A 24,488-nucleotide genomic window follows, 5' to 3' on the forward strand; every position below is an offset into this window, starting at 1 on the left:
GAACCCGGTTCGTATAACGCGCAAAGTGTCCAGAATGGCCGAAGCCGATCCCCGCCTGCGCCGAGTATCCCCGCCCGGCCTGCCGCTCCCCGACTGCGTCGCGCTTGTGTTGCAGGGGGGCGGTGCGCTTGGCAGCTATCAGGCCGGGGTGATCGAACGGCTCGACGAAACCGGGATCGAGGTCGATTGGGTCGCGGGCATTTCGATCGGCGCGATCAACGCCGCGATCTTTGCCGGCAACGCGCCCGAATGTCGCGTCGCGCGGCTGCGTGCCTTCTGGCAACAGGCGGCAAGCGTGCTGCCATGGTTTCCGATCCTGCCCGACGACCGCGTGCGTGAATGGGTGCATGAATGGTCGGCCGGCGTGGTGCTCGCGACCGGCGTACCCGGCTTCTTCCGTCCGCGCGGGACGGCGCCGCAATTCGCCGCACCGGGCACCGCCGCCGCGCTCAGCTATTATGATACGACGCCCCTGCGCGATACGCTCGACCGGCTGGTCGACTGGGACCGGGTCAATGACGGGCCCGTCCGGCTGTCGGTCGGCGCGGTCGATATCGAAAGCGGCAATTTCGTCTATTTCGACAGCGCGCGCGAACGGTTGGACGCGCGGCACGTCATGGCGTCGGGCGCGTTGCCGCCGGGCCTGCCGCCGGTCGAGATCGACGGGCGCTGGTATTGGGACGGTGGATTGGTGTCGAACACCCCGCTGACCCATATCCTCGACCATCAGCGCGATCCGATGCTGGTGTTCCAGGTCGATCTGTTCTCCGCCGAAGCGACCCTGCCGCGTACGATCGGCGACGTGGTGGCGCGCGAAAAGGAAATCCGCTTCTCCAGCCGTACGCGACAGGTGACTGCCGAGCGGCTGCGCCTGCGGCAGGAACGCGAGTTGATCCGGCGGCTGGTCGCCAAGCTGCCGGTCGAGCTACGCGACGATGCCGATGTCCGCGCGCTGGAGGCGATGGCCGACGAACATCCCCTGAGCCTCGTCCACCTGATCTACCGCGCCAATCGCTGGGAGGGCGGGGCGCGCGACTATGAATTTTCGGCACGTGCGATGGAGGAGCATTGGGCGGCGGGCCGCGCGGCGATCGCCGACACCCTCGCCAATGCCCGCGTCGTTGCCGAGAACATCCTCGATGGCCGGACCGCCGCGTTCGACCTGACCCCGCATCTCCATCAACGCCAAGGATAGCCATGTTCCTGAAAGGCAAGACCGCGATCGTCACCGGTTCCACCTCCGGCATCGGCCTCGCCTATGCCAAGGCATTTGCCGCCGAGGGTGCGACCGTCGTCATCAACGGCTTCGGCGATGAAGCGAAGATCGAGGCCGAACGCGCCGCGCTGGCCGATGCGAGCGGTGCCGAAGCCCGCTACGACCCGGCCGACATGACCAGGCCCGACCAGATCGCGGCGATGGTCGACAAGGCGGCGGCGGAATTCGGTTCGGTCGATATCATCGTCAACAATGCCGGTATCCAGCATGTGGCGAAGATCGAGGAGTTCCCGATCGACAAATGGGATGCGATCCTCGCGATCAACCTGTCGTCGGCCTTCCACATGATCCGTGCGGCGGTCCCGCATATGAAGAAGGGCGGCTGGGGCCGGATCATCAACACCGCCTCGGCGCACAGCCTCGTCGCCAGTCCCAACAAATCGGCCTATGTCACCGCCAAGCACGGTCTGGCCGGGCTGACCAAGACGGTCGCACTCGAAGTCGCGACCTTCGGCATCACCGCCAACTGCATTTCGCCGGGCTATGTCTGGACGCCGCTGGTCGAGCAGCAGATCCCCGATACCATGGCGTCGCGTGGGCTCACGCGCGAGCAGGTGATGAATGATGTGCTGCTGGCGGCGCAGCCGACCAAAGAGTTCGTGACGTCCGAACAGGTCGCCAGCCTCGCGCTGTACCTGTGCCGCGACGAAGCCAAGGCGATTACCGGCGCGAACCTGTCGATCGACGGCGGCTGGACCGCGGCATGATCGCGGCATGAAGCGCAGCGCGTGCATCGCCGGCCTGATGCTCGGCCTGTCGACCGGCGGCTGTGGTGGCGGGGCAGGGGTGGCGTCCGCCGGTTCTGCGCCGCCACAGACACCGGCCGCCGCCGATGACTGGCGGCGCGTGGCGACGCCGGCCGATCGCGACCGGTTGCGGCGTTGGCGGGACGCGTGGCTGACCGCCTTGCCCCGTGCCCGCGCCGCCGATCCGACGGCGGTGGCGGAACAGGGGGCACTGTTCCAGCCCGACCTTGCCCTCGCCGGCGCGGCGCCCGCGGGGCGCTATCGCTGCCGCGTGTTCAAGCTGGGCGCGGCGGGCAGTGCGATGCGCGACTTCACCGCCTATCCCGCCTTCGACTGCCGCATCGTCGATGAAGGGCGGGTGCGCAGCTTCTATAAGGAGACGGGGTCGCAGCGGCCGGTCGGCCTGTTGTTCGGCGATGGCGATCGGACGATCTTTCTCGGCACGTTGCTGCTCGGCGACGAGCGCGCGCCGCTGCAATATGGGCAGGACCGCGACCGCGACATGGCCGGCGTGCTGGAACGGGTCGGCGAACGGCGCTGGCGGCTGGTGCTACCTTATCCCCGGTTCGAATCGTTGCTGGATGTGATCGAACTGGTGCCGGCGGACTGATCCCCCTGCCCAAGACCTATGCGAAAGCTCTTTATTGTACCCCGGCGAAGGCCGGGGCCCAGCCGGGGGACGTCGGTAGGCACGGAAGGGCCTGCCCAAACATACCCCGGCCTTCGCCGGAGTACGGGAGTTTCCAGCGGTCGAGCGACGCTCCCCGAAGTCTCCCCGACGTGGGAATGACCACCATTATTAGGTCCTACGCCACCAGCGTCCGCCGCACCGTCTCGTAACAATCGTCGATATGCGAATTGCCGACCAGCTTCATCGCGCCGAAGCTGATGCCGGCCGCCGCGACCTGTCCGGCGAAGGGCACGAACCGCAGCAACGACTTGCTGGCATAGCGCGCGCCGACCCGCCGGATCAGCATCGTCACCACCCGACGCGTGATCGACCGCCCGATGACGCCGTTGCCCAGATTGGCGGCGATCAGCAGTACCTGCTTCGCACGATCGGGTTCGAGCGCCTGCACCTGCTTCTCGCTAAGGCCGAAACGGCTGCTGATGTCGGGCAGCAATTTGGTCAGGATATTGGCATCGACGATCAGGTCGGCGCCCGGCACCGGCACCGCCGATGCGCCCGCCGATACCAGCGCGCGCTTGGTCACCAGCTTGCGCGCTTCGTCGCGGACGCGGTCGAGTTCGGCGATGGACGTGATCTGCATGATGGCCCCGTATCGTTTCGTTGCCGCATCAACGCCGTTCTTGCCAAGCGGCTCCCGATCTTTCAGTTTGCTGATATTCGATATTTAGGACGGACCTGTTGATGATCGTACGTCTCGGCCCGTTGCTTGCCACGACTGCTCTTGCCCTCCCGGCCCATGGTGCCGCCATGCCGCAAACCGCCAATACCAGCGCTGCCGCGATCGACGCCACGCCGCTCACCGCGAAATGGGCCGGCCCGTATCAGGGGGTGCCGCCATGGGACAAGGTGACCCCGGCGATGTTCCCGGTCGCCTTCCCGGTGGCGACGGCGGAGATGCGTCGCGAAATCCACGCGATCCGCGACGACAAGCGGCCGGCGACGTTCAAGACGGTCATCGAACCGCTGCAACTTGCCGGGGACATGATGGACCGGGTCGGGTCGATGTGGGGTGTCTATACCAGCAACCTCGCGACCAAGGAGGTGCAGGCGATCGACCGCGAATGGTCGCCGAAGTTGTCGGCGTTCAACGACGAACTGTTCCTCGACCCGAAGCTCTTCGCCCGAATCAAGGCGGCCTACGACACCCGCGCGAAACAGAATCTCGACCCGCAGCAATTGCGGTTGCTCGAGCGCACCTATCGCAGCTTCGTGCGGCGCGGCAGCCTGCTGACCGATGCGCAGCGGCAGCAGGTCAGCGGCCTCAACCAGCAATTGTCGGTCGCCTATAATGATTTCAGCCAGAAGGTGCTGGCCGATGAGGAGACGTGGATCGTCGTCGACGATGCGAAGCAACTGGCGGGACTGCCCGACAGCTTCGTCGCATCGCTGAAGGCCGCCGCCGACGAACGCGGCCTTGCTGGCAAATGGGCGATCGTGAACACCCGCTCGTCGGTCGCACCGGTGCTGACCTATGCCACCGACCGGGCATTGCGGGAAAAGGTCTGGCGCGCCTTCACCATGCGCGGCGACAACGCCAACGCCAACGACACCAAGGCGACGATCGCCACCATCCTGAAATTGCGGCAGGAGCGGGCGAAGCTGCTCGGTTTCCGCAACCATGCCTATCTCCGCATGGACGACACCATGGCCGGCACGCCCGCCAATGCGAAGGCGCTGATGATGCGCGTCTGGCCCGCCGCCGTCGCGCGCGTCCGCGAGGAAGTGACCGACATGCAGGCGCTGGCGGCAAAGGACGGCACCAACATCACCATCGAACCGTGGGACTATCGCTTCTACGCGGAGAAGGTCCGCAAGGCGAAATACGACCTCGATGAAAGCGAGGTGAAGCCGTATCTGCAACTCGACAATATCCTTGACGGTGCCTTCTACGCGGCGGGCCGGTTATACGACCTGAAGTTCACGGAAAATACCGGTCAGATCCCGGTGTTCGAAAAGAATGTCCGCACCTTTGTCGTCACCGACGCGCGCACGGGGAAGAATGTCGGCATCTTCTATTTCGATGCCTTTGCCCGCAGCGGCAAGCGGTCGGGCGCATGGGCTACGCGCTATCGCGGTCAGCAGAAGCTGGGCGGCGAGCGCAACGTGCTGGCGTCGAACAACAACAACTTCGTGAAGGGTGCGGCCGGACAGCCGACGCTGATCAGCCTCGACGATGCGTCGACGCTGTTCCACGAATTCGGCCATGCCATCCATTCGCTGTTGCAGGACGTGACCTATCCGGGCCTTGCCGGCACGCCGCGCGACTTCGTCGAATATCCTAGCCAGGTGAACGAAAACTGGCTGCTGACGCGCGACGTGCTCGACCGCTATGCCAAGCATTACCAGACCGGCCAGCCCATGCCGCAGGCGCTGGTCGACAAGATTGAGAAGTCGTCGACCTTCAATCAGGGCTTCGACACCGTCGAATATCTGTCCTCGGCCATCGTCGACATGGAGTTGCATGATCGCGAGACGCCGGTGACCGATGTCGCGGCGTTCGAACGCGATACGCTGGCCAAGCTCGGCATGCCGAAGGAGATCGTGATGCGGCACCGCCTGCCGCAGTTCAATCACCTGTTCGCTTCCGACGCCTATTCGGCGGGCTATTATTCCTATCTGTGGTCGGAAACGATGGACGCCGACACCTGGGCAGCGTTCGAGGCCACCGGCAATGTCTGGGACAAGGCGACGGCGGACCGGTTCCGCAAGACGCTGCTATCGACCGGCAACGAAACCGATCGGAAAGATGCCTATCGCGCCTTCCGCGGCCGCGACCCGGATGTGACCGCACTGTTCAAGCGCCGCGGCTTCCCTGTCCAGTAATTCCTCCCCGCTCTGCGGGGAGGGGGACCAGCCGAAGGCTGGTGGAGGGGGGCGTCCGCGTAGGCAACGGTTCCGTATGCCGACCGCCCCCTCCACCATGCTGCGCATGGTCCCCCTCCCCAAAAATGGGGAGGATTTTACAGCGCCTCGGGCCAATGGTTCGCCTGCACCACCGGCTTCCGTCGGATGGCATCGACGCCAAGCTCCGTCCGCACCCCATCCTTGCCGAACACCAACTCTGCGGGCGTGAGTGCGTGCAACGTTTCGCCCACGCCACCGACGCCACCGGTACTGACCACGACATAGGCGATGGCATTGTCGCCACAGCCCAGCATCGCATCGACGACGGTACCGACCGCCTCACCGCCCGGCCCGGTCAGCTTGGCGCCGATGACCCCGCCGGCCGGATATAGGGACGGTACCGGATGCCGCGCGCTTGCGTCCGCCGCTGCGCTGCTGCCCTTGTCGTACGTCGCCTGTCGCCCAAGCCAGCGCCAGATGCCGACGAGATTGACGACCGTCAAAAATGCGTTCGACAGCACGAGATTCGTTTGCCCGCTGGTTAGTCCGACCGTCGTCCACGCAACCGATCCCACCGAAAAGACGACGAATCCCCAGCCGGTTACCCGCGCGCCGAGGTTCGCGGCGGTCATCATCGCGGCGATCATCGTCGCCGCCGGGGCGATCCATCCCGCCATTTCCTCCACGAAATTCTCCCAGCTTTGTCAGCGTGATACGGGCGAAGTGGGCCGTGGTTCCGACGAAAGCGAACGGCCCGGCCTTCGCCCCTCTCGCCAAGCGCGTTGAAATTATATAACAAGGCGTTGAAACGAGTCTGCGCGACCGAAACCGGCGACGTGGAAGCGACATGGAGAGTGCATGACCGGCGACAGCCGCACCAATTTGCCGCGCCTCGCGCTGCATGTGCCCGAACCCAAATTCCGTCCCGGCGACGCGGTGGACTTCGCCGACGTCGCCGTGCCCGCTGCCGGGGCGCAGCCGCGCCCCGACACCACCGCCGCCCCCGACAGCTTCCACGACCTCGCCTATACGCTGGTCCGGGTGCTCGATGAACAGGGGCAGGCGGTAGGCCCATGGAACCCGCGCCTCGATCCGGAAGTGCTGCGGCGGATGTTGCGCCACATGGCAACGGTGCGTGCGTTCGACGAACGCATGTTCCGCGCGCAACGGCAGGGCAAGACCAGCTTCTATATGAAATGTACCGGGGAAGAGGCGATCGCGGTTGCCGGAACCATGGCACTCGACCGCGACGACATGACCTTCCCCAGCTATCGTCAGCAGGGCATCTTAATCGCGCGCGATTACCCGATCGTCGAGATGATGAACCAGATCTACTCGAACCGGGGCGACAAGCTGCAGGGCAAGCAGTTGCCGATCATGTATTCGTCGAAGGATTTCGGGTTCTTCTCGATCTCCGGCAACCTGACGACGCAATATCCGCAGGCGGTCGGCTGGGCGATGGCGTCGGCGTCGAAGGGCGATACCCGGATCGCGGCGACCTGGTGCGGGGAAGGGAGCACCGCCGAGGGCGACTTCCACTCGGCGCTGACCTTCGCCACCGTCTATCGCGCGCCGGTCATCTTCAACGTCGTCAACAATCAATGGGCGATCAGCAGCTTTTCGGGGTTCGCAGGTGCAGAGGCGACGACCTTTGCCGCGCGAGCGATCGGCTACGGCATCGCCGGGTTGCGCGTCGACGGCAACGATGCATTGGCGGTCTATGCGGCGACCGCGTGGGCGGCGGAGCGGGCACGGACAAATGCCGGCCCGACGCTGATCGAGCATTTCACCTATCGTGCCGAGGGGCACTCCACCTCCGACGATCCGTCGCAATATCGTTCGGCTGGCGAGCCGACGGCATGGCCGCTGGGCGACCCGGTCGCGCGCTTGAAGGCCCATCTGATCGCGATCGGCGAGTGGGACGAAGACGCCCATGCCGCGATGGACCGCGAGGTCGCCGAGCGCGTCCGCGCCGCGCAGAAGGAAGCGGAAGGCAATGGTATCCTCGGCCATGGTTTGCATCAGCCGCTCGACACGCTGTTCGACGGCGTGTTCGAGGAGATGCCGTGGCACCTCCGCGAACAACAGGCGCAGATGATGGCCGAAGAGGAAGCCTCCGGCCGGCCCTGGGCGCGCAAGGAGGGCCATTGATATGGCGCGGATGAACATGATCCAGGCGATCAATTCCGCCATGGACGTGATGATGGATCGCGATCCGAACGTGATCGTGATGGGCGAGGATGTCGGCTATTTCGGCGGCGTATTCCGCGCGACCGCCGGGCTGCAGACCAAATACGGCAAGACCCGCGTGTTCGACACGCCGATCACCGAATGCGGCATCATCGGCGTAGCGGTCGGCATGGGCGCCTATGGCCTGCGCCCCGTGCCCGAAATCCAGTTCGCCGATTACATCTACCCCGCGCTCGACCAGCTGGTCAGCGAGGCGGCACGGCTGCGCTATCGCTCGGCGGGCGACTTCACCGCGCCGATCACGGTGCGCTCGCCGTTCGGCGGCGGCATCTTCGGTGGGCAGACGCACAGCCAGTCGCCCGAAGGCATCTTCACCCATGTCAGCGGCATCAAGACGGTGATCCCTTCGACGCCCTATGATGCCAAGGGGCTGCTGATCGCCGCGATCGAGGACAATGACCCCGTTCTCTTCTTCGAACCCAAGCGCATTTATAACGGCCCGTTTGACGGCAATTGGGACAAGCCGGCGCAGAACTGGTCGAAACACGCTGGCGGCGAGGTGCCCGAGGGCTATTACCGCATCGAACTGGGCAAGGCGAAGGTCGTGCGCGAAGGCGGCGACCTGACCATCCTCGCCTATGGCACGATGGTCCATGTCGCGCAGGCGACCGTCGAAGCGGCCGGGATCGATGCCGAAATCCTCGACCTGCGCACGCTGGTCCCGCTCGATATCGAGGCGATCGAGGCGTCGGTGAAGAAGACCGGTCGCTGCATGATCGTCCACGAAGCGACCCGGACGGGCGGCTTCGGCGCCGAGCTGTCGGCGTTGGTGCAGGAACGCTGTTTCCACCATCTCGAAGCGCCGATCGAGCGCGTGACCGGCTTCGACACGCCGTATCCGCACAGCCTCGAATGGGCCTATTTCCCGGGGCCGGTCCGCATCGGACAGGCGCTCAAGAAAATCATGCAGGACTGACCGCCATGGCACGTTTCTCTTTCCGCCTGCCTGATATCGGCGAAGGCATTTCCGAGGCCGAGATCGTCGCGTGGCACGTGGCGGTCGGCGACCGCGTCGAGGAAGACGGCCGGCTGGCCGACATGATGACCGACAAGGCGACGGTCGAAATGGAAAGCCCGGTGGCGGGCACGGTCGTCGAACTGGCGGGCGAGCCGGGCGATCAGGTGGCGATCGGCGCGACGCTGGTGGTGATCGAGACCGAGGGCGAGGTGGTGCAGCCGGCGGAACCCGAGCGGGTCGAAGCAGAGAATCCGGGTGTCGAGGAAGTCGCGACCTCGCCAGTAGCGGAACGGCAAGATCCTCCCCGGCACGGGGAGGGGGACCATGCGCAGCATGGTGGAGGGGGAGCGCCGCTGGACGCAACGCCCGCCGATGTTCCGCACCAGGCCACCCCCCTCCACCATCCGGCGACGCCGGATGGTCCCCCTCCCCGTGAACGGGGAGGAGCATTGGCGTCCCCCGCCGTCCGTGCTCGCGCCGCCGACCTCGGCATCGATCTGTCCGCCGTCCGCCATGACGGCCCGCATATCCGTCACGCGGACCTCGACGCCTATCTCCGCTACGGCAGCGCCCAGGGCTATCGTGCCCCCAACGCCAGCCGCGCCCGCCCGGACGAAACGGTCAAGGTCATCGGCATGCGCCGCCGCATCGCCGAGAACATGGCGGCGGCCAAGCGCCACATCCCGCACTTCACCTATGTCGAGGAAATCGACGTCACCGCGCTGGAGGCGATGCGGGCCGACCTGAACGACGCGCGCGGCCAGCGGCCCAAGCTGACCATGCTGCCGCTGCTGATCGTCGCGATCTGCCGGACGCTGCCCGACTTCCCGATGCTCAACGCGCGCTATGACGACGATGCCGGTGTGGTCACGCGGTTCGGACGGGTGCATCTGGGCATGGCCGCACAGACCGATGCCGGGCTGATGGTGCCGGTGATCCGGGACGCGCAGGACATGAATCCGTGGCAGCTAGCGACCGAGATAGCGCGGCTGGCCGAGGCGGCGCGAACCGGCAAGGCGAAGTCGGAGGAACTGTCGGGTGGCACGATCACCGTCACCTCGCTGGGGCCACTGGGCGGGATCGCGACCACGCCGGTCATCAATCGACCGGAGGTCGCGATCATTGGCCCGAACCGCATCGTCGAACGCCCGGTATTCCGCGCGCGCCCGGGCGGCGGCGAGGAGATCGTGAAGGCCAAGCTGATGAACCTGTCGATCAGCTGCGATCACCGGGTCGTCGATGGCCATGACGCCGCCAGCTATGTCCAGGCGTTGAAGCGGCTGATCGAAACGCCGGTGCTGCTGTTCGCGGACTGATCGGTCAGCCTGTGGTCATCTCTCCTGCGGCATGATCGTCGGGTCGAAGGGAGCAGGGTATGCGGGCAGGGTGGCTGATCGGGACGGCGATGCTGTCGGTGGTACCGACGGCATCGGGGCAGTCGGCGGATTACGACTTCGCCTATCGCTATCCGCCGCAAGCCGCACGGATCGCGCCGCTCAGGGCTTGGCTGGAAGCGGACAAGGCGAAGCAACGCGCGGCGATCGCGCGCGACGCCGCGACCTTCCGCCGCGAGGCCAAGCGCGACGGGTTCCCGTTCCGCAAATATGAGGCGCAGAAGGAATGGAAGGTCGTGGCGGATACGCCACGCTTCCTCAGCCTGTCGGTCAGCGACTACAGCTATAGCGGCGGCGCGCACGGCGGAACCGCGTCGGGCGGGCTGTTGTGGGACAAGCGCGCCGGGCGGCGTGTCGACCCTAAGGCGGTGTTCGTATCGACTGCCGCATTACAGGCGGCGGTCATGCCCGGCTGGTGCCGCTGGATGACCGCCGAGCGGACGCGGCGGGTCGGGGGTGTGGAGGGGACGGACGCGGTTTTCGGCAAATGCCCCGCAATCAAGGATGTGACGGTGCTGCTCGGCTCGTCGAACGGCCGGGCATTCGACCGGATCGGGGTGATCGCAAACCAATATGTCGTCGGCTCCTATGCCGAGGGGCAGTATGAGCATACGCTGCCGGTGACGGCAGCCGTTCTGCGGGCGGTGAAGCCGGAATATCGCGGGGCGTTTGCGGTTCGATAAAATCCTCCCCGGCACGGGGAGGGGACCGCCGCGACGCGGTGGTGGAGTAGGTTCGCCACGCAGCGCGACGGTTCCGTATGCGGGGACCCCCCTTCCACCAGCTTCGCTGGTCCCCTCCCCGCGGAGCGGGAAGGAGTTACGCGATCGGTTCGTCGAACATCAGCGCACGGACGAACCGGACCGGCGGCGATCCGTGCGAGATCGCGGCGTTGTTGTAGCGCATCAGGTCGAACTTGCTCCCTGCGCGCCGCTCGGCTTCGCGACGCATGTCCATATGCTCGCTATATCCGACGAAATAGCTGAGCAGCTGCGTCGAGCCCAGCCGGGCGCGGGTCCATTTGCCGGCGGCCTCGCGCTCTTGCTGGAAGGCACCTTCCATCATCAGCTTCATCGCCTGTGCCTCGGTCAGCCCCTCCGTATGGATGCCGATGTCGAGCAGCGTGTTGGTTATCGAGCGCATCCGCATCTTGAGTACGGTCAGCTTGAACAACGGATCGCCGTCGAGATAGTCGGCATCGGCCATCACCCGCTCGGCATAGACCGCCCAACCCTCGACGAACGGCCCCGACGACAGCACCGCGCGCAACACCGACTCGTTCTCGTTGCTGTGCGCAATCTGCAGATAATGGCCGGGCATCGCCTCATGGATCGACAGGTCGTGCAGCATATAGTCGTTATATTCGCGCAGGAACGAGGTCGTCTGCGCCTCGGTCCAGTCGGCCGGGATCGGCGACACCGCATAGAAGGTACCCAGATTCTTCTCGAGCGGGCCGGGGCTGTCGCAATAGGCGACGGCGACCCCCTGCTGGAACTTCGGCATCTCGATGATCTGGACGGGGGTGGACGGCACCCGCACCAGCTTCTTCTCGCGGACGAAGGCGGTTGCCTGTTCGAGTGTCGCGCGCGCCTTTGCCATCACACCCAAACGGGTCGGCCGGCGGGCATAGCTCATCTCCAGCGCGGCCTCGATCGCCTTTTGCTGCTGCGCAGGTGTGGGCTTGGCCGGCGTCGCCGGAGCCTTGGGCCGGCCACGCAGGACGATGCGCGCCTGTTCGTACATTTCTGCACGGGTATCGGCGGCGGCACGGACGGCGCGCGCCTTGATCTCGGTCCGCGACAGCGGCGAGAGCAGCGCGAATTTCACCTTCTGGTCGTACAGTTCGGGCGACAAACGGAAATCACCCTTGGCCGCGGGCACCAGCACCGTGTCGAGCCAGCGCTGCTGTTGGGCAGTCGCGGTCTTCAGCGTCGCGACGGCACGGTCGAACTTCGCCCGGTCGCGGCGGTTCAACGTCGCGCGATGCGGGGCCAGCATCGTCTCGACGATCTGGAGGATGCCGTCATTCTGCTTTGCGACGGTAGTGGCATAGATGGCGGGCACGCGTTCGGGGACGATGCTCTCGCGCATCTGCGCATACATGGTCGGCACCTGTTCCATCCGCCGCGTCGCCGCGCGCAGCCGCTGCGGCCATGGTGCGAAGTCGCGTGCCGCGAGCGCATAAAGACCGCCAGAGATCGTACCGGCCGCCCCCTGCGGATCCCACGCAAAGGGTTGCAGCACCTCCAGCGTCCACAATTGATAGCGCAGGTCGTTGTCGAGCAGCGCGGCATCGACCTGATCGTCGCGCGACAGCGTGTCGCGGGGAATCGCGTTCAGTTCGAGCAGCGTCGCGCGAAGGAACTCCGCATCGCGGGCGCGCCCGGCGGCGGACAGGTCCTCGACCTCGCTGTCATGCGCATGGTTGCCGAGCGCGGTGGCATAGCCCGGGTGCAACCGCGCGATGCCGTCGAGATAGCGTTTCGACAGCCGAGCGAAATCGCCGGCCGGCCCATTCTGCGCCAGCGCCGGAAAGCTGCCAGCCAGCGGCGCGAGCGCCATCAGCGCGACGAAATGGCGGCGATACATGCGGCAATCCCCCTTCATTCTCTGCCGGCCACGCTACCGGGCCGGGGCCGCTGCACAAGCGGATTCAGCGTGTCTCGCGCAGTTCGATCGCGCGCGCGAACACTGCCGCGAACATCTCCGGCGTCAGGCGCTTGGTATTCTGGTTGTAGCGCGAGCAGTGATAGCTATCGATCAGCGTCCGTTCGCCGGGCATGGCATGTTCGGCAAGATGCCCGAACGGCGCCTTGGGCAGGCGGCCGCCGAGCACTTTCACCGCCGACTGGTGCGCGATCGCCCCCAGTGCGACGACGACGCGCAGCGACGGCATCGCCGCCAGATCGGCGTCGAGGAACGGGCGGCAGGTGCGGATTTCCTCTGGCGACGGCTTGTTCTCCGGCGGCAGGCAGCGGACGGCGTTGATGATAGCGATACCCCTTGGCACCGGTGCGTCCTCTACCCGGCCGGTATAGACGCCCTCGGCAAGACCGGCAGCGATCAGCGTGCCCCAGAATAGCGGCCCCGAACGGTCGCCGGTGAAGGGGCGGGCGGTACGGTTGGCACCCTGCAGCCCCGGCGCGAGGCCGATGATCGCCAGCCAGGGATCGGCGTCGGCCAAGATGGGAACGGGGGCGTTCCACCAGTTCGGGTGGTCGACACGAAGCTGTTCGCGCAAGCCGACGAGACGGGGGCAGCGCGGGCAGTCGCGCGACGGTTCGGTGACGGCGGCGGCGGCGGCTTCGAGGTCCAGCGGGGCGGGGGTGGTGCTTTCCATTGGCGGGCGATAGGCGCGGGCGATGGCGACCTCAACCTATGCGATTGCGATCGGATCGAACCGGCGGGGACGGCATGGCGCGCCGGCAAGCGAGGTGCGTGCGGCGATCGCGGCGCTCGACGGAGTGCGGGCGGTCGCGCCGATCATCGGCAGCGCGCCGCTGGGACCGTCGCTCAGGCGCTATGCCAATACGGCCCTGCTGCTCGACAGCGACCTGTCGCCGCCACAGTTGCTGGCGCGGCTGAAGGCGATCGAGCGGCTGTTCGGGCGGCGGCGCGGGCGGCGCTGGGGATCGCGGGTCATCGATCTCGACGTCGTGCTGTGGTCGGGCGGCTGCTGGTCGGGGCCGGGACTGACCGTGCCGCATGTGGCGTTTCGTGCGCGCGACTTCGTGTTGCGTCCCTTGGCCCGGATCGCCGCCGGCTGGCGCGATCCGGTGACCGGGCGGACGGTCCGGCAACTGCACCAACTGGTTGACCGCGCTCGCCCGCGGGACTAGGGGGCGGGGCTTCGTGGGCCCGTAGCTCAGTTGGTAGAGCAACGGACTTTTAATCTGTAGGTCTCGGGTTCGAATCCCGACGGGCTCACCACCGTACCGTTTCATCATCCGCGCGACGTCGGCCGATATCGGCTGCGGTCGTCAAACCATTGATCCGTTAAGCGCTTCTTAGCCATGGCCGCATATTCTGTCGGCCGTAGCGGCATCGCAAGATCGACGTCCGAACCGGCCCGGTAGGCGTCGACGGCACCATTGCCGGCGAAGGGGATAGGTCGGTCGATGCGGGTACGAAGAGCGCTCATCCGGTTCCGGGACGGCTCCACGCGCGCAAAACTGACGATCGCGTTCGGAATGCTGGTGGTCATGGCGATCCTGTTGATCGGCATGGTCGTCGGGCAGATCGGCTCCATCCGCCACGCGGTCGAACTGAACCAGCAAAGCGCGCGGATCATTCGCCTGTCGCACGTCGCCGAAAAAGGCGTGATCCGCGTGAATTCGCAGATGCGCGGCGTGCTGCTGACCGGCAATTTCGACTATCTCGACACCTATTACGAAGGGCGCGCGCAATTCGTTCAGTCGATGGCGAGCCTCGCGACGCTCGTCGACCTGCCCGAACAACGCGCGCTGGTGCAGCAGGCGGTCGCCGCGCAAGCCGACTGGACCCGGCAGTTTGGCGATCCGTTGATCGCGCTCGCGCGGCGGCCGGGCGGGCGGACGCAGGCGACCGACATATTGGTCGCCGCCGGGCCGAAAGTCCGCGTCACCTATATCAACCGCATGATCGCGTCGCTGCGCGAGATCGAGGAACGGCGTATCGCCGAGCGCGAGGACGAACTGTACGAAACGATGGCGCACGCCTTTCTGGCGCTGGGGACCGGCGGCGTCTGCCTGCTGGCGATCGCGGTTGCGATGGCATGGCTGCTGACCCGATCGATCGCGATCCCCCTTGCCCGGCTGGGCGACATCGTCGATCGCCTGACGGGACGCGACTTCACCGTGACGGTGCCGGTCGACCAGCGCCGCCGCCGCGACGAGATCGGCCGGATCGCCCGCTCCCTCGAGGTGTTCCGGGTAGCGGGAATCGAGAACCAGCGGCTGGAAGCCGAGGCGCAGCGGCTGATCGAGGCCCGCGCGAGCGACGCGGAGGACGCGGCGCGACGGGTGCGGATCGATGCCGAACGCGACCGCGCGACGATCCGTATCATCGGCGCCGGGCTGGCGGCGATCGCGCGCGGCGACCTGACCTTCCGCCTGTCCGGCGGACTGTCGGGCGATGCCACGGTGTTGAAGCAGGATTATGATTCGGCGCTGGCGCAGCTCGGCGGGCTGCTGGGGCGAGTACAGAAGATGGTCGGTGCGGTCGATCGCGATACGCGCAGCATCGTCTTTGCCGGCGAGCAACTGACCCAGCGGACCGTCGAGCAATCGGCGGCGATCGCCATCGTCGGCGACCGGTTGACGCAGGTCACGGCATTGATCGACCGCAACACCACGGGCGTGCGGCGTGTCGCCGAAGTGGCGCAGTCGACCGGCGACGCCGCCGAACAATCGCGTCGGACGGTGGCGGAGGCGGTGCGGGCAATGGCGCGGATCGACGAGAGTTCGGAGCAGATCGGCGCGATCGCCGGACTCGTCCGCTCGATCGCCGAACAGACGCATCTGCTGGCGCTGAACGCCCAGATGGAGGCGGCGCGCGCCGGGGCGGCGGGCAATGGCTTCGCGGTCGTCGCGAGGGAGGTGAGCCAGCTTGCCGCCCGGCTGCGCGCGGCAAGCCACGATATCGCCCAGTCGCTGGCATCGGCGCGAGCATGCGCGATCGAGGGCGTCGATCTGGTCGGAACCGCCAGCGGCAAGCTGGGGCTGATCCTGCGCGATGTGAAGGAGATGTCGACGCTGGTCACCGATCTGGCCGGCGCGGCCGAACGGCAGGCGGACGAGGTCCAGGATGTCGATGCACGGATGCGCGACATCGCCCGGGTCACCGAACGCAACGCGGTGGCGGCGGGCGAGGCGGGCGAAACGCTGGCACGGTTGCTGACCGGGGCGGACGCGCTGGCGCGGTCGCTGGCACAGTTCCGCATTCCCGACGCGAGCGATGCGATGGCCTTGCCGGCTGCGGCCTGAATTTGGGGAGGGATTGTCGCACAGGCCCGGATGAAATTCGGGGCCACATATTTGTCGCATGCTCCGAAACGGATCGGCATGGGCGAATCCGATCGCTCCGACACCACTCCTATCCGTCGATCGATCCGCCGAGCGACGCGTTGACCAGTCCGCCATCGACCGTAATCGTCTCTCCCACCACATAGTCCCCGCCGCGCGAGGCGAGGTAGATCGCCGCCGCCGCCATATCCTCGTCCACCCCGATCCGTCCGGCCGGGATGCGCTTCGCCACGCCGTCGCCATGGTCGCGTGCCGCCTTGTTCATGTCGCTGGCGAACGCCCCCGGCGCGATCGAGGTGACGTGGATCGCGTCCGCAACCAGCCGCGCTGCCATCCGCCGGGTCAGGTGGATCAGCGCCGCCTTCGACGCCTGATAGCTGTACGTCTCCCACGGATTGACCCGCTGTCCGTCGATCGAGGTGATATTGATGACCTTGGCCGGCCGCGCGCGCGATGCCGCCGCCTTGAGCATCGGGTGCAGCGCCTGCGTCAGGAAGAAGGGCGATTTGACGTTCAGGTCCATGACCTTGTCCCACCCCGCTTCGGGGAACGTCTCGAACGCCTCGCCCCATGCCGCGCCGGCATTGTTGACGAGGATGTCGAGCCGGTCGGTCTGCGCCGACAGGCGATCGGCCAGCGCGCGGCACCCCTCGATGCTTGACACGTTCTGCGGCAGCGCCGTCGCGCCGATCTCTTCCGCCGTCGCGATGCACTGGTCGGCCTTGCGCGCCGACACGAACACCTTCGCGCCCTGCGCCACGAACCCCGCCGCGATCATCCGCCCAATGCCGCGCGATCCGCCGGTGATGAGCGCGACGCGTCCGTCGAGGCGGAACAGGCTGGCGGTGTCCATAAACTCTCCTGCAACAAACCGGATCTTCGAATCGTCCGGTTCGTCAGGATGACAGCCGATACCCGATCACGCAATCGGGCGCGCCGTCAACCGGCGACGCGCCCGTCCGCGCTTAGGGAGCGTGGATCAGATCCGGCCCAGCCGGTGGTAGAGATGGGCGAACTTGCTCGATTGCGGCTGATCGGCGATGGTCTGGATATGCGTCGCCAGCGCTTCCTTGAGCAACCGGAAATCCTCGGTCGAGAAAACGGCGCGGCTGCGGGTCGGTTCGGGCATCCTACTTCTCCTCTCGTTCTGGTTCAGGCGGCCTTGTCGAACTGGGCCGTTTCGGTGGATTCCTTGAGTGCGGTGGTCGAGCTGCTGCCCCCGGCCAGCGTCGTCGCGACGCGGTCGAAATAGCCGGTGCCCACCTCGCGCTGATGGCGGGTCCCGGTATAGCCATCGGCCTCGGCGGCGAATTCGGCCTGTTGTAACTCGCTATAGGCCGCCATGCCCCGGTCACGATATCCGCGCGCCAGTTCGAACATGCCGTAATTCAGTTGGTGGAAGCCGGCCAGCGTCACGAACTGGAACTTGTAGCCCATCGCCCCGATCTCGCGCTGGAAGCGGGCGATGTCGTCGCGGTCGAGATTCTTCTCCCAGTTGAACGACGGCGAACAATTATAGGCGAGGAGCTTGTTCGGGTATTTCGCCTTGATCGCCTCGGCAAAGCGCCGCGCATCGTCGAGGTTCGGCTTGCTCGTCTCCCACCACAACAGATCGGCATGTTCGGCAAAGGCGAGGCCGCGTGCGATGCAATGATCGACCCCGGTCCCGTCCTTCAGCCGGAAAAAGCCCTCCGGCGTCCGCTCGCCCGTCAGGAACGGATGGTCGCGCTCGTCGATATCCGAAGTAATCAGCCGCGCGCTCTCGGCATCGGTCCGGGCGCAGAGGATCGTCGGCACCCCCGGCACATCCGCCGCCAGCCGCGCCGCGTCGAGGTTGCGGATATGCGCCTGGGTCGGAATGAGCACCTTCCCGCCCAGATGCCCGCATTTCTTCTCCGACGCCAGCTGGTCCTCATAATGCACGCCCGCCACCCCGGCGGCGATATAGGCCTTCATGATCTCGAAACAGTTGAGCGGCCCGCCGAACCCGGCCTCGGCATCGGCGACGATCGGCGCATACCAGTCGCGGGTCGCGCCGCCCTCCATATGCTCGATCTGGTCGGCGCGGCCCAGCGTCGCGTTGATCCGCTTCGCCAGTTCCGGCCCGGCGTTCGACGGATAGAGCGACTGGTCGGGATACATCTGCCCGGCGGTGTTGGCGTCGGCCGCCACCTGCCAGCCCGACAGATAGATCGCCTTCAGCCCGGCGCGCACCATCTGCATCGCCTGATTGCCCGACAGCGCGCCCAGCGCATGGACATAGTCCTCGCTGTGCAGCAATTCCCACAGCCGGTTCGCGCCGCGCCGTGCCAGCGTATGCTCGACCGCGACCGACCCGCGCAGCTTCGCGACATCGGCGGCGGTGTAGGGGCGGGTGATCCCGTCGAAGCGGCCGGGCGGGGCGGGGACCAGATCGGCGATATCCATTGTCATGTCCTTCACAGTATCGGTTGTCGTTGACACCGATATGCCGCGGTGGGCGCGACCTGCGCAGAGGGCATGTGCGAGAATTACAGTTGCAATGTCGCGCCACGCGGGCTTTCCTTCGTAAAGCTGTAAATTCATGACAGGAAGCAGCCATGGAAACCAAGCTCTTCGCCGGTCACGCCGTCCGCCGCCTCCGCCGCGGACAGGCGCTGACGCAAGCGGCGATGGCCGAACTGCTCGGTGTCTCGCCCAGCTATCTCAACCTGATCGAGCGCAATCAGCGTCCGTTGACCGCGACGTTGCTGGTGGCGCTCGCCGAACGCTTCGGGTTCGACGCGCGTACGCTGGCGGCGAGCGAACCGGCCGGCGGCGCCGATGCGCTGCGGCGGCGGCTGGCCGACCCGATGTTCGCCGACCTCGCGCTCGATCGTGGCGACGTTGCCGAGTGGCTGGCCAGCGCGCCGGGCGGTGCCGAGGCCTTTGCCCGCGCCTTCGACCGGCTGGGCAGCGGGGCAGGGGAGACGATCGCCGCCGACCCCGCGATCGAGGCCCGCGCCGCGATCGAGCGCTGGCGCAACCATTTCCCCGATCTCGACGCGCAGGCCGAGGCACTCGCCGACGACCTTCGCCAGAGCGGCGGTGACCCGGCGGCGGCGATGGCCGATCGCCTGCGCGTCCGTCATCACCTCTCGGTCCGCCTGCTGCCGGTCGAAGCGATGCCCGACCGCCTTCACCGCACCGATCTGCATGCGCGCCAGTTGCAATTGTCCGAACGCCTCGACCCCGCCTCGCGCAGCTTCGCGCTCGCCCGCGCGCTGGGTCATGCCGAGGCGCGCGCCGAAGTCGATGCGGTGGTGCGCGGTGCCGGCCTGACCGATCGTACCGCCGAACTCTGGTTGCGCCGCCATCTCCACGGCTATTTCGCCGCCGCCGTCATGATGCCCTATGCCCGCTTCCTGCGTGCGTGCGAGGCGACCGGCTATGACATCGCACTACTCGGCCGCCGCTTCGGCGCGGGGTTCGAACATGTCGCCCACCGCCTGACCACGCTCCACCGCGTCGGCGCGCGCGGCCTGTCCTTCTGCCTGCTGCGCATCGACCGCGCCGGCCAGATCTCGAAACGCTTCGCCGGTGCCAGCCAGTCGCCGCTGGTCGAGGGCGCGCCCTGTCCGCTGCTCGGTGCGTTCGACGCCTTCGCCCGCAGCGGCGAGGCGATCGTGCAACTGGTCGAACCCGAAGCCGGCGGCCGCTGGCTGACCATCGCCCGGACCGTCACCCCGCCCGGCGCCCTTGCCGGCGAAGTCCGGGCGCGCTTCGTCGTCATGCTCGGCATCGCCGCCGAACAGGCCGCCGGCCTCGCCGCCGCGCGTGGCCTCGACCTCACCGCGCGCGGCGCGCCGGTCGGGGCGGGGTGCCGCGCCTGCACGCGGGGCGACTGTCCGCAACGCTCCGCCCCGCCCGCCGGCCGCGCCATGCGCCTCGACGATCGCGACGGCGGCCTGACCCCCTTCGCCTTTGCCGGGGATTAGGATTATCGTGGCTTTACATCTCCGTTAACCAAGTTCTGGCAGGAACAGGCCATGCGAGTCCTCCATATCCTCGATCATGGTCTGCCGCTGCACAGTGGGTACAGCTTCCGCACCCGCGCGATCCTGACTGCGCAGATGGCGCGCGGCTGGAGCGTCGCGGCGGTCACCGGCGCGCGGCAGGGGACGAGCCACATCGCAGGCGAGACGATCGACGGCATCGACTTCCATCGCACCGTGCCGCCGCGCAGCCTGCCCGCACCCCTGGGCGAACTCGCCGAAATCCGCGCTTTCGCCGCGCGCATCGACGACGTGGTCGCGCAATTCCGCCCCGATATCCTCCACGCCCATTCGCCGGTGCTCGATGCGATCGCCGCACTGAAGGTCGCCCGCAAGCGCGCCTTGCCGTTGGTCTATGAGATCCGCGCCTTTTGGGAGGACGCCGCCGTCGGCAACGGCACCGGCACCGAAGGCTCGCTCCGCTACCGCGCGACTCGCGCGCTCGAAAGCTGGGCGGTGCGTCGCACCGATGGCGTCGCCGTCATCTGTGAGGGCTTGCGCCGCGACTTGATCGCGCGCGGCATCGATCCCGCCAAGATCATGGTCTCGCCCAACGGCGTCGACCTGACGCTGTTCGGCGATCCGCCCGCGCCCGACGCGGCGCTCGCCGCCGAACTCGATCTGACGGGCCGGGAAGTGCTCGGCTATCTCGGCAGCTTCTATGACTATGAGGGGCTCGACACGCTGATCGCGGCGATGCCCGCGCTGGTCGCCGCGCGGCCGAACGTTCGCCTGCTGCTGGTCGGCGGCGGCCCGATGGAATCGGAGCTGCGCGCCCAGGCCGAGGCGTCCAGCGCGGCCCGTGCGATCCGCTTCATCGGCCGCGTGCCGCATCACGAAGTCGAACGCTACTATGGACTCGTCGATCTACTCGTATATCCCCGTAAGGCGATGCGCCTGACCGATCTTGTCACCCCGCTCAAACCGCTCGAGGCGATGGCGCAGCGCCGGCTGGTCGTCGCGTCGGACGTCGGCGGTCACCGGGAGCTGATCCGCGACGGCGACACCGGCACGCTGTTCGCCCCCGACGATCCCGCCGCGCTGGCGACCAGCGTCGCAGCCTTGCTCGCCGACCGGTCGGGGTGGGAAGCGATGCGCGACCGCGCACGCGCCTTCGTCGAATCGGAACGCAACTGGGCGGCAAACGTCGCGCGCTATCAACCGCTCTATCAGCGGCTGATCGGTCGTAACGCACCTGCAACCACTGCGCCCGCCGGGCCGTTGGTCGACGCATGAAGCGCTCGCAGGTCCCGATCGTCGCGATCTTCACCGCGCTGACGGTGGCGCTCGTCATCGCGCTGCTGCCGGTGTGGCGGATCGAGGCTGCGGTCGAGGCCAGCGGCCTGCCGGCGCTGCTCCCCGCCGCCGCGCCGCCGCTGGGCATGACCGCGCGCGTCACGCTGATGCTCGCCGCCGCGACGCTGATCGCCGGGCCGCTGTGGATCGGGCTATGGCTGCTGCTGCCCGCCAAGCGCCGCCGCCGCGCCGCCGGTGCCGAACCCAGTGTCCGCCGTGCCGACGCCCATCCTGACGCCCCGCCACGCCCGCCGGTCCGTGCCGCGCGCGACCTCGGCAAGCCGTTCCTCGACCCGCTCGATCCGGTCGAGACCGAAATGGACCTGCCGCGCGACCTGAACGTGCCGATGGCGATCTTCGACCCTGCCGCCGTGCCCCCGGTTCCCGCCGCCCCGGCACAGGCGGTGCGGCCGCTCTTCCGCCCGACGCCCGCGCCTGTCGACGAACCGACCGTCGCACCCGACGCCTTCTTTGCGCCCCCCGAACAGGAGGCGCCCGTGCCGCCGACGCCCGTCGAACCGCCGCATACCGAAGAGCCGCTCGCCGAAGCGCTGCCCGCCGAAGCGCCGACGCAGGAAGATGCCGCGCCGCTGTTCGCGCCGGAGCCGCCGGTGGTGCTGGAACCTGTCGCTACGTCCGAGCCGGGCGAGGTTGCGCCGTTTGTGACCGAAGTGCCCGTCGAACCCGAATGGGTGGACGTCACTCCGTCGCCCGCCGCCGAATCGCCGGTCGCGGAAGCACCAGCGGCCCAACCCGATATCGCGCCCGCCGAACCGGCGATCGAACCGGCACCCTTGCCCAGCCTCGACGCGCTGCTCGACCGCCTCGACGAAGGGCTGCAACGTCGCCGGACCGCCGAAATCGAACGCCACGAAGCCGCGAAGGCCCAATCCACCGGCCTCGCCTCCGCGCTGGGCGCCCTGCGCCGCATGGCCGGCGGCGAGTAACCCAATACCCTCTCCCCGGACAGGGGAGAGGGATACCGAAGCTTGCCAGCCTGCTGGCTAGCGCAGCTTGGGAGAGGGGTGAGCGAGCCAACGGCTCGCGCGCTCGCTCAAGCGAGCGCTCACCGCTCCTCGACGGTCAGCACCTCCACCACCACCGCATCCCCCGTCCGCGCCACCACCGCGACATCCGCGACCAGATGCCCGCGTAGCGGCAGGTTCGCCTCGGCCAACCCGACCACCCAGGCATCGAACGCCACGCCCGTTCCGCTCAGCGTCAGCCGATGCCGCGCCCCGACAAAGGTCGCGCTGGCCCAGCGGGTCCAGTCCGCCTCGCCGACCGTGACCACGACCCCCGCCGCCTCGGCCGCGATCCGCAACCGCCGTTCGAGCAGCGTCGCCGCATCGGGACCCCGGCTCAATGCCGACGCTCCTGCGCGTCGATATAGGCTTCGATCTTCGCGATCAGCGGCGGGCGTGGCTGCCGCCCGTTGCGCAGGTCGCCGACCAGTCGCGGATCGCCCGCCGCCCGCCGCCCGAACAGCGTTTCCGGCGTGCCCGTAGCCTGCAGATGCTGGCTGATCCGTTGCAAAATCGTATGCATTCATACCTCCCGTCTGCCCCTTCGACTCGATATGTGTTCATGATCTGTTCCTTGAAATCCAACTTGTCTAGGAAAAATCCTACGGCTAGGAATTGGCTATGGAATCGAACGACATCCGTGCCGCGATCGCGCGCCTCGCCGGGGAACGGGGCGTCAGCCTCGCGGAGCTGTCCCGCGTGCTGGGGCGTAACCCCGCGTATCTTCAGCAATTTATCGAACGTGGTTCACCGCGGAAGCTGGCGGAGGCCGATCGGGCGACGCTCGCGCGCTATCTGGGCGTCGCCGAATCGGTGCTGGGCGGCCCGCCCGAAAACCCGCTGATCGCGATTCCCCGGATCGATGCCGCCGCCTCCGCCGGGCCGGGCGGACTCGTCGAGGATGATCTGGGCGACGGCGCGCTACGCATCGATGCCGCGCTGCTGCGGCAATTGCGGGTCCGCGCCGAAAACGTGTCGATGATTACCGTCGCGGGCGATTCGATGCAGCCGACACTGTCCGATGGCGACGCGATCCTCGTCGATCGCGGCGACCGGCGCGGCGTGTCGGGCGCCATCCATGTCGTGCGCCATGACGGCGTGCTGCTGGTCAAGCGTCTGGCCCGCACTCGCGACGGCGTCGAACTGCTCAGCGACAATCCGGCCTATCCGCCGATTGCGGTGACCGGCCGGCCCGACATCATCGGCCGCGTCGTGTGGCTGTCGCGCTCGCTATAGCATTTCCTACAGGTCCGGCATTTGCGAAGGTCGCCGGGTTCCCTGCCATGTCCGAAACCGCCAAGCCGCCCGGTGTCACCTTATCCGTCGAAAGTAACGCTCAAGTCCTTATAAACGAACCGGTCTGCCCGCCGCACGACCCTGACATCGTGTCACCTTCGCCAACTTTCAGCGGCGGTCGCGCTGCCAGATTATCACGGCAATTCCGATACCCAGCGCCAGCCCGACCAGAAACCCGATCGTCGCCTCACCGAACACCGCGCCGATGATGGCACCGCCTAGCGTGCCGAGCGCGATCGGCATCCCGCCGGCCTTGGGGCTTTGCGAAGGTCTATTCATTGCCGACCTTTGCCACACGCGCCGCGCCCGCGCCACCGCGTGCCGTCCGTGCCGCTCCGGCACGCCTCGCCGTCCCGAAACGGGATGGCGGTGACGGCGGTAAACATCGTCTCCCGCGGCTGACGCGGTCGGTACGGTTCCGGCACGAACCGTGATACAAGCGCGGCCATGCTCGATTCGATCGCCCTTCCGCCCTATATTTCCGATGCATCCGATCTGGCGACGGCGCATGAGCTGATCTCCGATTTCGGCACGCGCGCCGCCGACGAAGCCGTTGCGCGGGCCGCCGATGCCCGCGACAACGATAATGTCATCCAGTTCTGCCGCTGGCGACAGGTCGCGCGCCTCGTCAATCTGCTTGCACGTCCGGGCGTTTGGGGCACGATTCACTAAGCTTGGCCCTTGGCGGGGGTGGTGC

At 67.3% G+C, this 24,488-nt stretch carries 26 protein-coding genes and 1 tRNA gene; 16 read left to right on the forward strand and 11 right to left on the reverse strand.

What is annotated here, in order from left to right; genetic code table 11:
- The first annotated feature begins 34 nt into the window (after positions 1-34).
- Genes MF607_RS03370 through MF607_RS03380 form a run of 3 tightly spaced genes read left to right on the forward strand, consistent with a single transcriptional unit; the run spans position 35 to position 2,632 of the window.
- Positions 35-1,195 (forward strand): patatin-like phospholipase family protein, encoded by a 1,161-nt coding sequence (locus MF607_RS03370; RefSeq protein WP_242116043.1) that lies wholly within the window; start codon positions 35-37, stop codon positions 1,193-1,195.
- A 2-nt stretch (positions 1,196-1,197) separates the two neighbouring features.
- Positions 1,198-1,983, forward strand: a complete 786-nt coding sequence (locus tag MF607_RS03375; RefSeq protein WP_242116044.1) for a 3-hydroxybutyrate dehydrogenase — start codon at positions 1,198-1,200, stop codon at positions 1,981-1,983.
- 7 nt (positions 1,984-1,990) lie between these two features.
- Positions 1,991-2,632 (forward strand): DUF4893 domain-containing protein, encoded by a 642-nt coding sequence (locus MF607_RS03380; RefSeq protein ID WP_242116045.1) that lies wholly within the window; start codon positions 1,991-1,993, stop codon positions 2,630-2,632.
- Positions 2,633-2,828: 196 nt separating this feature from the next.
- Here MF607_RS03380 and MF607_RS03385 read toward each other — a convergent pair whose 3' ends face one another.
- Complete coding sequence (locus tag MF607_RS03385) at positions 2,829-3,293, reverse strand: hypothetical protein (RefSeq protein WP_242116046.1); 465 nt, start codon at positions 3,291-3,293, stop codon at positions 2,829-2,831.
- Positions 3,294-3,394: 101 nt separating this feature from the next.
- Between MF607_RS03385 and MF607_RS03390 the strand changes: the two genes are divergently transcribed.
- Entirely contained in the window at positions 3,395-5,536 is a 2,142-nt protein-coding gene (locus MF607_RS03390; protein ID WP_242116047.1) for a M3 family metallopeptidase, read from the forward strand.
- Positions 5,537-5,673: 137 nt separating this feature from the next.
- On the opposite strand, the gene MF607_RS03395 is transcribed toward MF607_RS03390, so the two are convergent.
- Positions 5,674-6,234, reverse strand: coding sequence for a PRC-barrel domain containing protein (locus MF607_RS03395; protein ID WP_242116048.1), 561 nt, complete (start codon positions 6,232-6,234; stop codon positions 5,674-5,676).
- Between the two features lie 181 nt (positions 6,235-6,415).
- Here MF607_RS03395 and MF607_RS03400 point away from each other — a divergent pair, with 181 nt between their 5' ends.
- From MF607_RS03400 to MF607_RS03415, 4 genes are read left to right on the forward strand one after another with little or no spacing between them, the layout of a single operon-like run.
- The gene (locus MF607_RS03400) at positions 6,416-7,708 is read left to right on the forward strand and encodes a 3-methyl-2-oxobutanoate dehydrogenase (2-methylpropanoyl-transferring) subunit alpha (protein WP_242116049.1); all 1,293 of its coding nucleotides are present in this window, start codon (positions 6,416-6,418) and stop codon (positions 7,706-7,708) included.
- Between the two features lie 10 nt (positions 7,709-7,718).
- Positions 7,719-8,723, forward strand: coding sequence for an alpha-ketoacid dehydrogenase subunit beta (locus MF607_RS03405; RefSeq protein WP_277925697.1), 1,005 nt, complete (start codon positions 7,719-7,721; stop codon positions 8,721-8,723).
- Positions 8,724-8,728: 5 nt separating this feature from the next.
- Entirely contained in the window at positions 8,729-10,081 is a 1,353-nt protein-coding gene (locus tag MF607_RS03410; RefSeq protein WP_242116051.1) for a dihydrolipoamide acetyltransferase family protein, read from the forward strand.
- A 59-nt stretch (positions 10,082-10,140) separates the two neighbouring features.
- Positions 10,141-10,842, forward strand: coding sequence for a DUF4163 domain-containing protein (locus MF607_RS03415; RefSeq protein ID WP_242116052.1), 702 nt, complete (start codon positions 10,141-10,143; stop codon positions 10,840-10,842).
- Between the two features lie 136 nt (positions 10,843-10,978).
- Here MF607_RS03415 and MF607_RS03420 read toward each other — a convergent pair whose 3' ends face one another.
- The gene (locus MF607_RS03420) at positions 10,979-12,748 is read right to left on the reverse strand and encodes a DUF885 domain-containing protein (protein ID WP_242116053.1); all 1,770 of its coding nucleotides are present in this window, start codon (positions 12,746-12,748) and stop codon (positions 10,979-10,981) included.
- Between the two features lie 64 nt (positions 12,749-12,812).
- A complete protein-coding gene (locus tag MF607_RS03425) occupies positions 12,813-13,499 on the reverse strand; it encodes a uracil-DNA glycosylase (RefSeq protein ID WP_242116054.1) in 687 nt (228 codons plus the stop codon).
- Positions 13,500-13,521: 22 nt separating this feature from the next.
- Between MF607_RS03425 and folK the strand changes: the two genes are divergently transcribed.
- A complete protein-coding gene (folK, locus tag MF607_RS03430) occupies positions 13,522-13,998 on the forward strand; it encodes a 2-amino-4-hydroxy-6-hydroxymethyldihydropteridine diphosphokinase (RefSeq protein WP_242116055.1) in 477 nt (158 codons plus the stop codon).
- Between the two features lie 15 nt (positions 13,999-14,013).
- A tRNA-Lys gene (locus MF607_RS03435) sits at positions 14,014-14,089 on the forward strand.
- A 13-nt stretch (positions 14,090-14,102) separates the two neighbouring features.
- On the opposite strand, the gene MF607_RS03440 is transcribed toward MF607_RS03435, so the two are convergent.
- Positions 14,103-14,363, reverse strand: coding sequence for a hypothetical protein (locus tag MF607_RS03440; protein ID WP_242116056.1), 261 nt, complete (start codon positions 14,361-14,363; stop codon positions 14,103-14,105).
- Between MF607_RS03440 and MF607_RS03445 the strand changes: the two genes are divergently transcribed.
- Positions 14,350-16,122: a methyl-accepting chemotaxis protein gene (locus MF607_RS03445; protein WP_242116057.1), complete on the forward strand. Its 1,773-nt coding sequence runs from the start codon at positions 14,350-14,352 to the stop codon at positions 16,120-16,122. The genes MF607_RS03440 and MF607_RS03445 overlap by 14 nt on opposite strands.
- 109 nt (positions 16,123-16,231) lie before the next feature.
- Here MF607_RS03445 and MF607_RS03450 read toward each other — a convergent pair whose 3' ends face one another.
- The 3 genes from MF607_RS03450 to aceA all read right to left on the reverse strand — a co-directional run bounded on the left by MF607_RS03450 (position 16,232) and on the right by aceA (position 18,594).
- On the reverse strand, positions 16,232-17,014 hold the full coding sequence (locus MF607_RS03450) for an SDR family oxidoreductase (protein ID WP_242116058.1): 783 nt from the start codon (positions 17,012-17,014) through the stop codon (positions 16,232-16,234).
- Positions 17,015-17,140: 126 nt separating this feature from the next.
- Positions 17,141-17,290 (reverse strand): hypothetical protein, encoded by a 150-nt coding sequence (locus MF607_RS03455; RefSeq protein WP_200909444.1) that lies wholly within the window; start codon positions 17,288-17,290, stop codon positions 17,141-17,143.
- Between the two features lie 23 nt (positions 17,291-17,313).
- Positions 17,314-18,594 carry an isocitrate lyase gene (aceA, locus tag MF607_RS03460; protein WP_242116059.1) on the reverse strand — a complete coding sequence of 427 codons (1,281 nt, stop codon included), beginning with the start codon at positions 18,592-18,594 and terminating at the stop codon, positions 17,314-17,316.
- A 146-nt stretch (positions 18,595-18,740) separates the two neighbouring features.
- On the opposite strand from aceA, the gene MF607_RS03465 reads away from it, so the two are divergent.
- The 3 genes from MF607_RS03465 to MF607_RS03475 are packed head-to-tail and all read left to right on the forward strand — an operon-like array spanning position 18,741 to position 22,417.
- Complete coding sequence (locus tag MF607_RS03465) at positions 18,741-20,117, forward strand: helix-turn-helix domain-containing protein (protein WP_242116060.1); 1,377 nt, start codon at positions 18,741-18,743, stop codon at positions 20,115-20,117.
- Between the two features lie 51 nt (positions 20,118-20,168).
- Entirely contained in the window at positions 20,169-21,410 is a 1,242-nt protein-coding gene (locus MF607_RS03470) for a TIGR04063 family PEP-CTERM/XrtA system glycosyltransferase (protein ID WP_242116061.1), read from the forward strand.
- The gene (locus tag MF607_RS03475) at positions 21,407-22,417 is read left to right on the forward strand and encodes a hypothetical protein (protein ID WP_242116062.1); all 1,011 of its coding nucleotides are present in this window, start codon (positions 21,407-21,409) and stop codon (positions 22,415-22,417) included. The genes MF607_RS03470 and MF607_RS03475 overlap by 4 nt, the downstream gene beginning before the upstream one ends.
- A 119-nt stretch (positions 22,418-22,536) precedes the next feature.
- Here the strand turns inward: MF607_RS03475 and MF607_RS03480 are convergent, their stop codons facing one another.
- Positions 22,537-22,836, reverse strand: a complete 300-nt coding sequence (locus MF607_RS03480) for a hypothetical protein (protein WP_242116063.1) — start codon at positions 22,834-22,836, stop codon at positions 22,537-22,539.
- On the reverse strand, positions 22,833-23,018 hold the full coding sequence (locus MF607_RS03485; RefSeq protein WP_056454395.1) for a hypothetical protein: 186 nt from the start codon (positions 23,016-23,018) through the stop codon (positions 22,833-22,835). The genes MF607_RS03480 and MF607_RS03485 overlap by 4 nt, the downstream gene beginning before the upstream one ends.
- 98 nt (positions 23,019-23,116) lie before the next feature.
- Between MF607_RS03485 and MF607_RS03490 the strand changes: the two genes are divergently transcribed.
- Positions 23,117-23,731 (forward strand): S24 family peptidase, encoded by a 615-nt coding sequence (locus tag MF607_RS03490; RefSeq protein ID WP_242116064.1) that lies wholly within the window; start codon positions 23,117-23,119, stop codon positions 23,729-23,731.
- 168 nt (positions 23,732-23,899) lie between these two features.
- Here the strand turns inward: MF607_RS03490 and MF607_RS03495 are convergent, their stop codons facing one another.
- Positions 23,900-24,070, reverse strand: coding sequence for a hypothetical protein (locus tag MF607_RS03495; protein ID WP_242116065.1), 171 nt, complete (start codon positions 24,068-24,070; stop codon positions 23,900-23,902).
- Between the two features lie 168 nt (positions 24,071-24,238).
- Between MF607_RS03495 and MF607_RS03500 the strand changes: the two genes are divergently transcribed.
- Positions 24,239-24,463 (forward strand): hypothetical protein, encoded by a 225-nt coding sequence (locus tag MF607_RS03500; protein WP_242116066.1) that lies wholly within the window; start codon positions 24,239-24,241, stop codon positions 24,461-24,463.
- Positions 24,464-24,488: the final 25 nt, after the last annotated feature.

It is taken from the genome of Sphingomonas lacusdianchii (assembly GCF_022664395.1).
Classification (GTDB): Bacteria; Pseudomonadota; Alphaproteobacteria; order Sphingomonadales; family Sphingomonadaceae; genus Sphingomonas; species Sphingomonas lacusdianchii.